The 16275-nt window shown below is 28.7% G+C and carries 13 protein-coding genes; 1 reads left to right on the top strand and 12 read right to left on the bottom strand.

All coding sequences use genetic code 11. The annotated features are described in order from the left end of the window. Positions 1-51: 51 nt before the first annotated feature. The 8 genes from CNEONATNEC86_RS18035 to CNEONATNEC86_RS18070 form a co-directional block, all read right to left on the bottom strand. Positions 52-1440: a hypothetical protein gene (locus CNEONATNEC86_RS18035; RefSeq protein ID WP_198157502.1), complete on the bottom strand. Its 1389-nt coding sequence runs from the start codon at positions 1438-1440 to the stop codon at positions 52-54. Between the two features lie 399 nt (positions 1441-1839). Beyond that, entirely contained in the window at positions 1840-2673 is an 834-nt protein-coding gene (locus CNEONATNEC86_RS18040; protein WP_058296540.1) for a carbohydrate ABC transporter permease, read from the bottom strand. Next, positions 2673-3629, bottom strand: a complete 957-nt coding sequence (locus CNEONATNEC86_RS18045) for a carbohydrate ABC transporter permease (RefSeq protein WP_083498861.1) — start codon at positions 3627-3629, stop codon at positions 2673-2675. Before CNEONATNEC86_RS18045 ends, CNEONATNEC86_RS18040 begins: the two co-directional genes overlap by 1 nt. Positions 3630-3688: 59 nt before the next feature. Further along, positions 3689-5062, bottom strand: a complete 1374-nt coding sequence (locus CNEONATNEC86_RS18050) for an ABC transporter substrate-binding protein (RefSeq protein WP_125147545.1) — start codon at positions 5060-5062, stop codon at positions 3689-3691. A gap of 78 nt (positions 5063-5140) precedes the next feature. Further along, positions 5141-6982, bottom strand: a complete 1842-nt coding sequence (locus CNEONATNEC86_RS18055) for a sensor histidine kinase (protein ID WP_159136525.1) — start codon at positions 6980-6982, stop codon at positions 5141-5143. Continuing rightward, the gene (locus tag CNEONATNEC86_RS18060) at positions 6979-7653 is read right to left on the bottom strand and encodes a helix-turn-helix domain-containing protein (RefSeq protein ID WP_159136526.1); all 675 of its coding nucleotides are present in this window, start codon (positions 7651-7653) and stop codon (positions 6979-6981) included. The genes CNEONATNEC86_RS18055 and CNEONATNEC86_RS18060 overlap by 4 nt, the downstream gene beginning before the upstream one ends. Further along, positions 7650-8588 carry a response regulator gene (locus CNEONATNEC86_RS18065; protein WP_159136527.1) on the bottom strand — a complete coding sequence of 313 codons (939 nt, stop codon included), beginning with the start codon at positions 8586-8588 and terminating at the stop codon, positions 7650-7652. Before CNEONATNEC86_RS18065 ends, CNEONATNEC86_RS18060 begins: the two co-directional genes overlap by 4 nt. A 291-nt stretch (positions 8589-8879) precedes the next feature. Further along, complete coding sequence (locus CNEONATNEC86_RS18070; RefSeq protein WP_200848540.1) at positions 8880-11189, bottom strand: glycoside hydrolase family 127 protein; 2310 nt, start codon at positions 11187-11189, stop codon at positions 8880-8882. 223 nt (positions 11190-11412) lie between these two features. Between CNEONATNEC86_RS18070 and CNEONATNEC86_RS18075 the strand changes: the two genes are divergently transcribed. Then, positions 11413-12306: an AraC family transcriptional regulator gene (locus CNEONATNEC86_RS18075; RefSeq protein WP_159136528.1), complete on the top strand. Its 894-nt coding sequence runs from the start codon at positions 11413-11415 to the stop codon at positions 12304-12306. Positions 12307-12564: 258 nt separating this feature from the next. Here CNEONATNEC86_RS18075 and CNEONATNEC86_RS18080 read toward each other — a convergent pair whose 3' ends face one another. The 4 genes from CNEONATNEC86_RS18080 to aroQ form a co-directional block, all read right to left on the bottom strand. Then, the gene (locus CNEONATNEC86_RS18080) at positions 12565-13275 is read right to left on the bottom strand and encodes a GntR family transcriptional regulator (protein WP_058296545.1); all 711 of its coding nucleotides are present in this window, start codon (positions 13273-13275) and stop codon (positions 12565-12567) included. Positions 13276-13439: 164 nt separating this feature from the next. Then, a complete protein-coding gene (locus CNEONATNEC86_RS18085) occupies positions 13440-14273 on the bottom strand; it encodes a prephenate dehydrogenase (RefSeq protein ID WP_058296546.1) in 834 nt (277 codons plus the stop codon). Positions 14274-14594: 321 nt separating this feature from the next. Next, positions 14595-15608, bottom strand: coding sequence for a 3-deoxy-7-phosphoheptulonate synthase (aroF, locus tag CNEONATNEC86_RS18090; protein ID WP_159136529.1), 1014 nt, complete (start codon positions 15606-15608; stop codon positions 14595-14597). 225 nt (positions 15609-15833) lie between these two features. Then, positions 15834-16268 carry a type II 3-dehydroquinate dehydratase gene (gene aroQ, locus CNEONATNEC86_RS18095; protein ID WP_159116858.1) on the bottom strand — a complete coding sequence of 145 codons (435 nt, stop codon included), beginning with the start codon at positions 16266-16268 and terminating at the stop codon, positions 15834-15836. Positions 16269-16275 lie beyond the last annotated feature (7 nt).

A 16275-nucleotide genomic window follows, 5' to 3' on the forward strand; every position in this document is an offset into this window, starting at 1 on the left:
TTTATCTCTTTGTTTCATATTATTGCCAGATTCTCATATTATAACTAAAATTTAAATAATAATTATTGCTACTATAGTTGTAACAACCAATCCAATTACTACCGGCTTAATGTTTCTCTTAGCTAATTCAAAAGCATCAACACCACAAATGGCTGCTACTGGTATTATTGCCCAAGGTATTACTGTTCCTCCACCTATCCATATTCCAGCTATTTGTCCCAAAGCTGTTAGTGTTGCTACGCCTCCACCTAAAGCTGTTGAGAATATTTTAGCTATTGAACCAACTAACGATATACCTGAAAAACCTGATCCATCCAAACCAGTAATAGCGCCTACTACTGTAAGTGTACTTGCTGATATAGTTGAATTAATTGGTACTACACTTGCTAGTGCAACACCTAAATCATTTACTATACCATTTGAACCTTTTGGAAGTATATTCCCAAATATCTCTCCTAAAGCTGAATCTCCTAAATAGAAAAATGCCGCTATTGGTATAACAACACCAAATATCTCAAAGCCAAATTTTAATCCCTTTACTATATTTTCAGTAATCTTATCTAAAGATTTTTTCTTATAGCATATTATTGAAATTAAGCTCATTATAAATATAGCAGTACCTCCTATCAAAGCAGTCGCATCTCCACCTTGTAATCTATACTTATACATTAAAAAAATATCTAACGAAAATAGCACAAGTATTGACAATGCTAAAAAACGCCTTACCTTTTTAGAAGAAATTAGCTTTGAATCATATGTTTTTTCATTTATTTTATCTTCATCACTAATCTTTCCAGCCTTTATATCTTTTCTAAGGAAATAAAAAGCTGATATTGTTGTGACAAGTCCCATTATAATTGTAAGAGGTACACTTGCTGAAATAACATTAGATACTGGTATTCCAGCTGCATCTGCAGTAAGCTTTGGAGCTGCTTGAATAATATAATCACTTGATAAGGCTATTCCATGACCAAATAAATTCATAGAAATAGCCACCCCCATAGCTGGTAGACCTGCTTTTTTAGCGATAGGTAAAAATAATGCTCCTACAAGGGCTACAGCTGGAGACGGCCAAAAAAACCATGATAAAATCATCATAACAATTCCAATTACCCAATAAGCAATCCAGTAATTTTTAATCATCCCTTTAAAAGGAGATATCATCTCATCATTTACACCTGAATCTATAACAGCATTGCTCATAGCCGTTATAATTGATATGATAAAAATTGTGGGCATAAGTTCCTTTGCTGCATATACAAAGCTATTAAACACCCCCATAATTGATTTATATACAGATTGTGTTCCTATTAATCCAAGAACAAATATTCCTAATATACATAATAACGAGATATCTTTCTTTTTTATCATCGCTATTATTAACACAATAATAAATACAAGATAAACATAGTGTATTGGCATTAATGTTACGTTAATCATATACTTCTCTCTTAAAGTTGCTATATAACTAAACTATGTAAAAAATATATAATTGGTTACCTTCAAATTTATCTTATAAATACACATTTCTATGATTAACTCTGTTACATCTCTATATAATATATTTTTATATAGCGTTAAATAAAACTTTTCCAGTTAGTACGCAATTCTAGCATGCTAATATTATAAAGATACTTGCTAATTCATTGTTTTCATAGTATTCATTTTTTCATTCTCGTTCAATAAATTCCATATATTTGACTATGAATTACGTAAAATAAATTTTTTCAAATAGTCATAAAGCCGTTTAATTAAGATAATAATTTAAATAAAAAAAAATAGCGGATTTTCTAAGAATATGAATAAAATATCTCTTCTTAGAAAACCCACTTATTATATTTATCCCTTCATTCCACTCATTGATATACCTTCAATAAAGTATTTTTGTCCTATAAAGAATATTATTACTATTGGTATTAGAACTACTGTTGCTGCTGCCATCATATATTGCCATTGCGCTGAGTACATTCCTTGAAATTGCATAAGTCCAAGTGATAATGTAAATTTATCTCCATCATTTAAATATACTAGAGGTCCTAAAAAGTCATTCCATGACCCCATGAAAGAAAATAATGATACAACTATTAACGATGGTTTGCTTAAAGGCATTATTATTTTTGAATATATAGTGAAATGTCCTGCTCCATCAATACGAGCTGCTTCATCTAATTCTTTTGGTATTGTCCTAAAAAATTGCCTTAGTAAAAATACATTAAATACTCCACCTCCAAACCAAGCTGGAACTATTAATGGTGCATAGGAATTAACAACTCCAAGTTTCTGCCATCCAATAAATGTTGGGATAAGTGTAACTGCAAAAGGTATCATCATAGCAGTTAATAATATTCCAAAGACAGTATCTCTACCTTTCCATTCTATTCTTGAGAAGCTATATGCGCATAGTGAGCTTGTAATTACAGTTCCAAGTACAGTAAATACCACAACAAATAGTGTGTTTAAAAAATATCTTCCAAATGGAAGCATTGTTAATGCCTCTTTATAATTACTAAATTTTATTGGCTTAGGAATCCATATTGGTGGCATAGTAAATATTTGCGACATATCCATAAGTGAGCTTCTAATCATCCAATAAAATGGAACTAAGCATACAAAAGATATGAATAATAAAATAATGTATATTATACTTTTAGAAATTTTCTTTTTACTTTTCATTATTTACCATCTCCTTCATAATATACCCACTTAGATGTTTTAAAAATAATAAATGTAAATATAGATATTATTAAAAATAAAACCCAAGCAAGAGCAGAAGCATTTCCCATTCTAAAGTTACTAAAGGCTTCTTTATATAAATAGAAGGCATAAAATAAGCTTGCATTATTAGGTCCACCAGCAGTCATAATGTATGCCTGTGTGAATACCTGAAATCCATTAATGAATCCCATAACAAGATTGAAAAATAAAGTTGGTGTTATCATTGGCAATGTAATATTTATAAATTTATGAAAAGCATTGCCTCCATCTATTTCAACTGCCTCATATAATTGATTAGGTACATCTTGTAAGCCAGCTAAGAAAATTATTACTGTACTTCCAACTGTCCACAAGCTCATAAGTATTAACGATGGTATTACTGTTTTTTCGTCAAATATCCATTTTGATGTTGGTAATCCTACTGCACCTAAAACATTGTTAAGTAATCCAAGATCCGGATCCATAAGCCATATCCAAATCATTGAGGATGCTGCTACAGGTACAATAGTTGGCAGATAAAATATTGTTCTAAATATTCCCTTTCCTTTAACATCACTATTTAAAAGCATTGCTACTAATAAAGAAACTACTATTTGAATTGGGACACTTAAAAATACATATGTTGCAGTTACTAATAATGATTTATAAAAAAATGGATCTTGATTTGTAAATAAATTTTTATAATTATCAAAGCCTATCCATTTGGGAGTACTTGCAATACTATAATCTGTCAAGCTAAAATATCCACTAGCAATCATAGGCCCCATAACGAAAATTATAAATCCTAGTAACACGGGTGATGCGAATAATAGTCCAGAAATAATATTTTTCTTTTCTCTAGACATTTTTGTATATCTTTTTTCTTTGACTTTTATACTAACATTTTCTGTAACCTTTGTACTGATACCTGCCATAAAATTATCACCTCTCTATAATTTATATACAGCTAGATCAAAAATCTAGCTGTCATTGATTATTTGTTAGTATAAACTCCTTTAAGTTCTGGTACTACTTTAGGCTCTATTTCTTTTAATGCTTCTTCTGCTGTTTTGTCACCACTCCATACTTGATCAAGAGCAGGTGATATGATTGAAGATATCTTAACTGAATTCTTTATATAATATCCTGAATCTGGAACGCTATTGTTCATTGCTTGATCTAAAATAGCTTCTTTATATCCATCTGGATGTCCTGGTTTTACTACCCATGATTCAATTATTTCAGGATCTGTATACCACGATTTTACCGTCGGCATCCATAATCCACTAGTAATTAAATCTTTAGTCCCTTCCCCTGAAGTCATCCATTTTAAGAATTTCCAAGCTTCTTCTGGATGCTTAGTAGTATCAAACATACACATAACTTCACCAAATAATGTAGTTTTGTTATTCTTCATTTTAGGAAGTACACCAACATCATAATTAACTTTGGCATTTGCTAAATCAATTTGTACCCATTGTCCATCCCAATCCATAGCAATCTTTTTTGACTGTAATGCTACAGCTGGTGCTGGTAGAGTTTTAGATTGCGCTGGTGATGGTGCTACATGATATTTAACAGATAAATCTGCAAGTTTCTGAATTGTATCAATAACTACTGGATCTGTTAAATTTGATTTCATTCCATCATCGCTAACGTATTTTACATCGTTAAGATTTAAAAATGTTTGCCATATAGAAGTTGGCATATTCATTCCATATTGTTTGATATTATTAGGATCAAATCCGTCTTCTGTAGCATTCTTACCATTTTGGTCTATTGTTAACTTTTGACATATCTTTATGAATTCATCCCAAGTCCAAGCATCTTCTGCTTTAGTTGGTGGTAATTCTATTCCTGCCTCTTTAAATGCATCAATATTATAATATAATCCAAAAACTTCTTGACACGGAGTAATTCCTATTATGGTATCTTTATCTGTGTGTATAAATGAACCATCTATATAGGTATCCTCACTTATTTCACTATCTTTTTCTAAAAGAGGTGATATATTTCGTATCTTTCCTTGATCAGCCCATGCTAATGCTGTAGTCTTATACATAAGTGATACATCAGGCGCTGTATTACCAGCTATCATTGTTGCTAATTTAGTATCATAATCTGTTGGTATATGCTGAAGCTTAACCTTAATATTGGGATTATTCTTTTCGAACTCTTTAACGGCATTAGTTTGAGCCTTAAGTTCCTCTGGGCTTCCCCAAGTAGTATAGGTTAATGTAACAACTTCTCCATTTGAGTTATTACCTGTTGATGATTCTGTAGATGTTGTATTACTACCGCATCCAACTAATGTACTGGTAATAAATACAGCTGAAAGAATTGATACAACTATTTTTTTTATCTTCATATATTTCCCCCCTAAGTTCTTTAACTTATTCTTACAAGTAAATTATATTTGAAAACGTTTATAAGTTAAATTCTAACTTTATTGGATTAGTATACTTTTTTTAGTTTTTTCACTTTTAGGTAAATTTATTGTGATTCTAGTACCTCTATTTATTTCCGATTGAATAGTGACACCATACCTGTCTCCATAAATCAACTTAATTCTATTATTCACATTTCTTATACCAATATTATCCGTATTTGTTTCCATGACTTCTTTTATTCTTTTATTATCCATTCCCCTACCATTATCTTCAACACTAAAATATACCATCTCTCCTTCTAATCTTCCTGTTATTTTTAGACTTCCTCCACTATCAATCATACTAAATCCATGAATAATTGAATTTTCTACAAAAGGCTGTAAAAAAAGCTTTGGAACTTTATAGAATTCTACGTCTTCATCTATCTCATAAAAAACATTAAATTTATCCTCAAATCTATTTTGCATTATGTAGATATATTTTTTTAACCATTCCAAATCTTTCTTAAAGTCAGAAATTTCTTCATTATTATGTGCAGTATATCTTAACATGCTTGAAAGGCTAATGATCATTTTACTAATTTCCTTTTCATTATTCTCAATAGCAATCCAATTAATAATATTTAAAGTATTATAAAGAAAATGTGGGTTTAATTGAATATTTAAAGACATTATTATAGCTTCTTTTTCTCTTATACTACTTATATAGTTCTCTTCAATTAAAGTTGAAATCTTATCATCCATCTCATTAAATTTCTTAATAAGATTTCCTATTTCATCATTTCTATTTACTTGAACTTTAGTAGAAAACTTTCCCTCGCCCATTTTTTTAATAGCTACTAGTAATTTATCTATTGGTTTTGTAATAGATTTTGATATAAAACTAGCACATATTGAAGCTAAAATTATTAGTATAATTCCTAAAAATAATATAAAATAACGCATACTAGCTAATTCTATTAAAATAGAATCTACTGGAATAACTACTGCTGATACCCATCCTGTGGATTCTATGGTGTCATAGCATATTATCATTTTCTTTCCATCTATATCTTTTTTTATTTTTCCACTCTTATTTTCAGCTATTTCTTCTAGCCACATTGGTTTTTTCTTTGTAGCCAAGTCAGATGCATTTGTGCTATATACTATGTCCCCCATAGATGAAAATATAAAATACTGAGATTCTTTATATTGGATATCACTTTCAACAATGTCTTTAAATAAATTAGGTTTAAAATTTATTATTAGTAATGGCTTTTCAGTATTTTCATCTAAATCATCAAAACGTATGTTATCACGATTTAAATTGTTAATTATTTTTACTGCAGAAAATAAATATCTATATTCTATATCCATATCTTCCAGTTCATTTGAATTATATACGTCTGTAAACTTATATGTTGGCACCCATGTTAAAGAGCCATTACTTTCTTGTGCAATTTTATATAATTTAGATGTATAAAAATAATTTTTAGGTATTGGTATCTCACCACTTCCAAAGTTATAATAACTGGTAATAATATGAGATGAATAAACATCTGAATTATTAAAATACTTAAATAATATACTATTTATCTTCTTATCTAGCGCAATTAATTGAGATGCGCTAGATTCTTTATAATCATGTACTATATCATATAAATCATTATCTAATGTTATTGCATCTGAACTTTCTACTATTTTATTTAATTTTAAATTTATTAAGTTATTATTATTTTTAACTATTTTTAAAGAACTATCTTCTGCATTTTTTATAATAATATCAGAACTTATTTTATAGTAAACAGCAGTCATTATGATTATTGGTATTACAATTAATATTATATAAGTTATATTTAATTTTTGTCTAAGTCCAATGTTATTAATAATGGTGATAAATTTATTTTTTAATGAATTCACATTGCACCTCGTTTATTTAATGAATTTAAACGTCTATACTCATCTGGAGAAACATTCATTTCATTCTTAAATACTCTATTAAAATATTTCACATCATTATATCCAACTAAGGCTGATATCTCATATACTTTCTTATCACTATTTAATAACAATTCGCAAGATTTTTGAATTCTCAATTTCAATAGATACTTAACAAAATTCATGCCTGCTCTTTCTTTGAACATAGCACTGAAATAGCTTGAATTAAAATGAAATTTTTCCGAAACACTTTCTAGAGAAATATCATACATGTAATTGTCTTGTATATACTTCAAATATTTATCAAAAATGACTCTACTTTTATCACTCTTCCATCTTTCAAGCACACTAATTATCTTTATTATTATCAAATTACAGTTTCGCTTTAGCTCTACTATATCTTTGCTTAAATTTATTGTATTAATAATATTAGTTGTGATTTCAGTATACGTCTCACTTGTCATAAAATTTTCGACTTCTTTTGTGCTATTAATAATTAATCTTATAATATAATTCTTAAGTTCATTTGGCTCTGAATAGCCACACTCCATAAATTTACTTAAAATATTATTCACTAAATTGGTTGCTTCAATCTTATCTTGTTTGCAAATCAATTCATTAAACCTTTCTTCATCTTTATAACTAATAATCACACTTTTTTTCTAATTTGCTTTTTATCAGAAAAACTCATAATTTTACTATTTTTAAAATAGAATCTTAGTTTTAATGCATCAACGGCTTCATCAAAACATCGTCTTGCATCTTCATAAATACTATTGCACTTACTACTTACACCAATAGCTATATTTATACAATACTCACTCTTAATATAGTCTACTATTTCATTTAACTGTTGAAACTCTACTTCATAAAAATTATTATCATTTCTTTTAATTGCAGCTATTAACATTTTTTCATTATCGCGTAAATAAAAAGATATAACATTTCCATAGCATCTAAGCTTCTCTGTAATTACATCTTTAATATCATTTAAAATTTCCTCTTTATTTTCATCTATATCATCGCTTATTTTCGTAATTATTATCCATCCTTGTCCATCTTCAGCTAAATATTTTTTGACCTCTAATAAATTTTCTTTCTTAACTTCTCCTTTTATCCATTTATTAAATTCCCATTCTGAATAAACTTGCATTTTACTCTTTAAACTCTCTAATAGCTGTTCTTCTCTTTTTCTTTGTTCCTCTTCTTCATAAATACTTTTTTCCACTTTTATTAACATTTCAGATATTATCTCTTCATCAACTGGTTTTAATATATAGTCAAAAGCACCTAAACTTATAGCATTCTGAGCATATTCGAAATTTGCATATCCACTTAAAATTATTATCTTAGCGCTTTTTTCATTTTCCTTGTGTTTCTTAACAAATGATATTCCATCCATAATTGGCATCTTTACATCTGTTATTATAATATCTACTTTGTTCTTGTTTAAATATTCTAAAGCTTCGTTTCCATTTTTAAATTGATTTATTTCATAATTAGGTCTTAACTTTCCAATAAGATTTACTAATCCCTTACGATGCCTTGGTTCATCATCTACAATAATCATCTTTAAAATAACTCTCATATACCCTTTTACTCCTTTCATACTCCTTATTTTTATCTGATTATAGTGATTATAATTTAAAATAATAATTTCGTAATTGAAAGAAAAACATTTATAAAAACCTTTCTTATAAGTAATCATGTAACAAATAAAATAGAAAGATTTTGTATAAATGTTTATAATATGATTGTACACAATACCTTATAATTAAATAATAGCTATTGCTAAAACTATAAGACGTATCAAAGATATATCATTGATATCTATAGATTACTAATTGTCTAAACTTTAAAAATTTATATATTTAATGACTTATAGTTCATTTTTTGATACAATTCTTATTCCAAAAATTCTACCTGCAATTTTCTCATCACTTGAAGTAAATTTAACTTCAATTTTCCCTTTACCATTAGTAAATTCTTTAGGTATAACATAGAATTTGTCAAAAAGTGCATAAGGCTTATTTTCATTTAATGTTTCTTGTAATATCAAAGTACCATCTACATATATATTAAATTCTCTTATATATCTTTTTCCATCAATAAAACACTCTTTATCACTACCCCAATATGTTACGGCTAAATAGTTTTGTTCATCTGAATCTACAGACATTTCATAGCTAAAATACCCATCATCCATACTTTCACGCCATCCTCTTCCAGCTTCACTAGAATAATTAGACGTTGAATTTTTACATTTCATTTTGTGCTCTATTTCTGGTTGCTGTTCATTTGGATTCACTGAATCTATAGTTATTCTATCTAATTTTTCTTGATAATCAGCACTTGCTAATTCATTTTTCTTATATTCTTCACTTGTCATCCTTGTCCAATAAATTGTATATCTTTGATGATGAAGTGCATAAAATGGAATTAATGTGCATTTCACATTTCCTGGCTCACCTATTGATTCAGTTTCGAAAATTAATTTTGAAATATTTACAGGTTTTATACATTCTTCAATATTTAAATTATCTGTTACTAAGGTTGGAACTATAATTCCTGGATAGTGATTTAATTTTAATTGATCCTCTAAAATATCTGTTTCTGGAAAGTTCTCTCTTCCTAATGCTCCAGCAAGAACAATTGGTCCATACATAAAAGCAATTTTACTTTTATCTTCTTTTGAAGCATAAACATGTATATTCATTGGCAGTTTCACATCTATAATATCACCCTTATTCCAGTTACCTTCTATAGATATATATCCCTTTTCTGCTTTAGAATATTCAGTACTTCCATTTACAACTACCTTAACTTCTCCATTTACCCAATATGGAACTCTTATGTTTATATTAATAAACTTTTCTTCACCTTCTTCAAATACAAATCTTGTGCTATCACTTTCAGGAAAATTTGTTTCTTGTTTTAGTATTATGCCCTTATCTTCCAATTTAATTTCCGAAGAAATATACAGATTTACATACAAATCATCATTATCTCTATAATATATGTTCCTTATATACCTTGCTGGATTTTCCATTCCTGTACCTGTACAACACCAGAAGGAATTATCAGGTGAGCAATAAACTTTAAAATGTCCAGGCTTAGTTGAAACAAAATAAGTTTTCATTCCTGACTCTGGATCTTGAGATGCAAGTATGTGATTATATAGTGCATTTTCATAATAATCCATATATCTTGAATCATGATTCCATGAATATAAATGTTCTGTAAGCTTTAACATATTATAAGTATTACAGGTTTCAGCTGTAGTAACTCCTAATTTTTCAGTATCTGCCTTTCCAAAATGCTCATCTCTACTATTTCCACCTATAACATATGAACGGCTTCTAGTAACAACATCCCAGAAAAATATAGCAGCTTTTTTATAATCTTCATTTCCAATAATTTCGTAAAGTCTTGCTGCACCAATAACCTTAGGTATTTGAGTATTTGCATGCTTTCCTTCCAGTTCATCTTCTAACTTTGTTAATGGAGTCAATGTTTCTTTGTGATAAAATCTTCTTGATAAATCTAGATAATCTTTATTCTTAGTTATTTCGTAAAGATTCGCCATAGCTTCACACATACCACCATGTTCACAGTAAAGCATTCTATCAAACTGTTCTTCTGTTAAATTATCGCTTCCCTTTTTAGCCCAATCAGCCATTTTTATAACAACCTCAAGTGCTTGTTCATTTCCAGTTAATACATATGCATCAATAAGTCCTGCATATATCTTATGAATGCTATACCAAGGAACCCAACTATCTCCAAGTTCAAATCTTGTAACATTAAACTCTCCAGTAAATACTTTATCAAAGCATTCCCTTGGAAATCCACTAACATATCCTTTTTCATCAAAAGTTTGAAGATATGCAAGTTCAGATACAGCATAATCAAGTTTTGATTTTAAATTTTCATCTCCTTCTGCAACATACATAGATGCTAAAGCTGATAAAAAGTGTCCTAAAGAATGGCCACTTATATCCATTGATTCCCATCCACCATAACGTGGTTTTTTAGGAGTTTTTCCTATTGCCTCATAGCATGGTGCTACAAGTCTGTCCACATCTAAATATTCTAGGTATTCCTTCCCCTTATCTTGTGATACTTTAAACAGTCCATCTAATAATTTCACTTTTTCCATATTATTATCTGCCCTTCCTTTATTATCCATTATGTCTCTTACTGAATATATGCATTTATTAGCTCTAACTTTTACAATATGCACTACAATTTAATTTAGTTTCACTTGATAACCATATTTTTATCTTTATTTTTATCTAAAGTGTTTTAAATTGCATTTACACTATGATTAATACTTTGTACAATATAACTATGCCACAACGTAAAGCCATTGTCGGTAGACTATATTAACAAAAGGTGGTGAATATTGACTAATGAGATATTTAAAAGCAAATATTGATACTCCTTTAATTTCTTCAATTTGCGGAAATTTTACATCTGATAGTAATTGGATACATATGGAGAGAATAATAGATAGTTATGAAATAATTATAGTTAATAAAGGAACTGTTTATATAGAACAAGATGATGAAAAATATAAGTTAAGAGAAGGGGATTTTCTTCTTCTAGAGCCGGGGCGTAAACATAAGGGATATGCTGCCTCACCTAAAGGTACATCTTTTTATTGGGCTCATTTTTATTGTAATGAATTTTGTAGTATTTCTAATCATATTGATATTATCCCTGAAATCCATATGACTAAAAACAATCCATATTTTGATGGTTTAAAATCAAATATATTAATACCTACTTTTGCTACTGATCTAAATCTTGATAGAATAAACATACTATTTCGTCAATTATTGCATTTATCACAATCAAATTACTATACTAATCAAAGCGTAAATTATATTCTTACATCTCTCTTAATAGAGCTAACAGAACAAGTTATTTCAAATTTTAAAATAACTCCAAAAATAGTTCCTCAAGAAGATACTTTGCCTAAAATATTACAATGGATAAATATCCACATAACAAAAAATATCTCTCTTAAAGATGTAGCTTATGAATTTAATTTTTCAAAAGAATATCTAGCTAGATATTTTAAAAAAAGAATGGGTATGAGTATGCAAGAATATATTAATTATTTAAGAATCTCTAATGCTAAAAGGCTTCTATGCAGTTCAAATTTAAATATAAAAGAAATTGCAAAAGAATTAGGTTTTATAGATGAAAAATACTTTCTTAAACTTTTTAAAAAATATGAAAATTTGACTCCTAAGCAATTTCGAAATGCTTATAATATGACATTTTTAAACAATATATAAAACGCAAAAAAGAGGCAAGCATTTTCTATGGTTATGAAAATACTTGCCTCTTTTTCAAGTCTAGTATATAAATCTATTTAAATAAATTTACTCTTTTTCTTATTTCATTTAATGGTAATAAAACGAGTACATTATTAATTTTCATATAACTTTCTGTCTTTAAAGTATTTCACCATATTAATTGATAAAATATAAAAACTAAACTCTTTTTTAATATATAGAGTTCCGCTTATTTGTATCTAATAATGGTTTATATTATTATTTTATACTAACAGATCTAAATTCTATCGTATCTCCCTTATGATGTGATTTTGAATACTCAAACGCCTTACCATTATCTAAAAAACCGATCTGTTCAACTTCTAATATAGGAAATCCTTTATCAATTTCTAAGTACTCTTGTTCAGTATCATTTGGGGCAATAGCTCTTATTGTTCTATGAGCGCTCTTTATCTTTAATTTAAGTGAATTTTCTATGTAACTATAAATGGAATTTTCTAATACGTCATTTTTTATGCCTGGTATTAACGATATTGGCATATAAGTATACTCTATAACAAATGGTACATTATCAGAATATCTAACTCTAATAATATGATATACAAAGTCTTCTACTGTAATTCTAAGTTTATCAGCAATTTCCTCATCTGGATTAATAACTTCAAATTTAACTATTTTAGAAGTTACAGAACTATATTTATGCCCTTCTGAAAATCCTGTGAATTGTCTAGACATACTTAATTCTCTAGCTTCAGTAGATGCTAAATCTTTAATAAAAGTCCCTGCTCCTCTTCTTTTAACAACTAAACCTTCACTAACTAGCTGATCAACTGCTTTTTTTATTGTAATTCTACTTACATTATAATATTCACACATTTCTTTTTCTAATGGAAGTTGCTGATTAACATTATATTTACCATTCATAATATCCTGCCTGATATCCTCTGCTATCTCCTCATATTTAGTCATCATCTATCCTCCTAGTACATATTTATTTATATTATAACATATCCATTTTGCTTTCTATATAAAAGATAATTAGTTAATTTTATCCTACTAAAACGCAAAATAAAAATATATTTTATTAAAAACTCACATTAATAATAAAATATATTTTTATTTTTTTCTAGTGCCTATAGTTTTTCTCTTCTTTTAGTTGATTTTATAAATAGCTCTTTTAATGTTTGTGTATCATCATTTCTTATTGCATTCTTAATCTTATCTAACTCAATTTCAAAGTTATCGATTGAGTTAAGCAGGTTGTCCTTATTTTCTAAAAATAGCTCTGACCATAAGTCTTCATTAATATTAGCAATTCTAGTTAAATCTCTATAGCTATCCCCAATGAAATTCCCTGTTTCACGCCCTTCAACATCACTATTTATGAGTCCAACAGCAATAGCATGTGGCAATTGGCTTACAAATCCAATCATCTCATCATGATATTCAGGTGCTATTCTTTTGACTCTTTTAAATCCTAATTTATATACTAATTCTTCTACTAAATCTAAATTTTCAGGTTTGTTTCTGCTAATAGGAGTCAAAATATAATTTGCACCTTTAAAAACTTGACTTGATGCAAAATCAATCCCTTTCTTTTCTCTTCCTGCCATAGGATGTCCAAAAATAAAATCTATGTTATTTGGCAATATATTCAAAATATCTTCAATAAAAAACTTCTTTACTCCAGTTGCATCAGTTATAAGTGCTCCATCTTTGAAGTTTTCTTTATTATCAAGAATAAATTGCTTTACTAATCTTGGATATAAAGAAATTATTATCAAATCTGCTTCTTTAATAATTTCCTTTCCATCTTTAAAACCTTCTTTTATCAATTCTTTCTCTTTTGCCTTTTTTAAACTTTCTTCATTTACATCAATTCCGTATACATCCTTATATCCGGCCTCTTTCAAGGCCATAATAAAGGAACCTCCAATAACACCAAGTCCAACAACTACTATTTTCATAAATACACAGCCCCCTAAAATTTAAAATTATTCTATAAATGAAAGTTATAAATCACAGCAAACCACTCTTTGGCATATAATGCTTGGTGAGGTACGAACCTAGCATTATAGCCCTCCTATGAACGAACGTGAATAGGAGTTTCCTTGGCATATAACACTTAGCGAGATACGAGCTTAGTGGTATAGCCCTCCTATGAACGAATGTGAATAGGAGTTTCCTTGGCATATAACACTTATCGAGATACGAGCTTAGTGGTATAGCCCTCCTATGAACGAATGTGAATAGGAGTTTCCTTTTAAATTGCAGCATATCTGCTCTTTTTATAAGTGTTTATCTTCCATATCTGCTAATTTTTTTATTTTTGACATTAATTTATCGAATGCATCTGGAGTTAAAGATTGCTGACCATCACTCAATGCATTTTCAGGATCATTATGTACTTCTATCATAAGTCCATCTGCTCCTGACATAACAGCCGCTTTAGCCATTGGTTCAACTAAGTATGCGTATCCCCCTGCATGACTTGGATCTATTATTATAGGTAAATGTGATAATTTTTTTATAACAGGAACTGCCTGTAAATCTAAAGTGTTTCTTGTTATTGTTTCAAATGTTCTTATACCTCTTTCACAAAGTATTACATTATCATTACCCCCAGCCATTATATATTCAGCTGACATAAGCCACTCTTCTATTGTTGAAGATAATCCCCTCTTTAATAATACAGGCTTCTTTGTTCTACCAACTTGCTTTAATAAATCAAAGTTTTGCATATTTCTCGCACCAATTTGAATCATATCAACCTCCTCTACAAATGTATCTAAATAATCTGTAGACATAAGTTCTGTAACTATTGGTAATCCTGTTTCCTCTTTAGCTATTTTTAAAAGCTTTAATCCCTCAAGTTCTAAACCTTGAAAGCTATATGGTGAAGTTCTTGGCTTGAATGCCCCTCCTCTTAAGAAGTTTGCCCCTGCTTTTTTAACTCTTTTCGCTACTTCCACAATTTGTTCTTCACTTTCTACAGAACATGGACCAGCCATTATTCCAAGGTGTCCGCCACCTACTATTGAATTTTCAACCTTAACAATCGTATCTTCTGGTTTAAATATTCTATTTGCTTTTTTATAAGGCTCTTGAACTTTCATAACTCTATCTACACCTTTAAGCACTTGTAGTTTTTTAGGATCTATTACTGAGGTATCTCCAACTATTCCTATTATAAAATAAGTATCACCTTTTGAAAGATTAGTTTCTAATCCCCTTCCTTCTACTACTGACTTTACCTTTCTAACTTCTTCTTCCGTTGCTTTTGGGTTCATAATTATTATCATTTTTAGTTCTCCTATCCTACTCTATATTTTTATATATTAATGTTTAATTCTAATTTCAATAAATAAAGAAACTAAATAAAATTCCTCTGAACATTATAATACTAAAAACTTCTTTAAATCTTAGTTCCTTATTGATAATTAATCATTAAACATCTATTTTTTCTTAATATTTTCCTACTATACTACGTGGATTATTATAAAATAATTTAATAATAATTCCTTCTACTACTTTTTATACATTTCTAAAGCATTTATAGCCAATATATATCCATTTTCTCCAAATCCACACATCTGTCCTATACATGCTGGTGCTGTAACTGACTTGTGTCTGAATTCTTCTCTTGTATGAATATTAGATAAATGTACTTCTACTGTTGGTATATCTATACCCCTTATTGCATCATGTATTGCATAACTATAATGGGTATAAGCACCTGGATTAATTATTATTCCTTCATATTTTTCATAATATGCCTTCTGTAATTCATCAATTATTTCGCCTTCACAGTTGCTTTGAAATAGTGTTATTTCATGCCCTCTTTTTTCTGCTTCTTCTTTTACAAAATTACAGATTTCTTCATATGATCTTGCTCCATATATTCCTTTTTCCCTAACCCCTAACATATTTAAGTTAGGACCATTAATAAGCATAATCTTCATTTTACAC

Origin of the sequence: Clostridium neonatale (genome assembly GCF_900465025.1) — a bacterium.
In the GTDB taxonomy this organism is placed as follows: domain Bacteria; phylum Bacillota; class Clostridia; order Clostridiales; family Clostridiaceae; genus Clostridium; species Clostridium neonatale.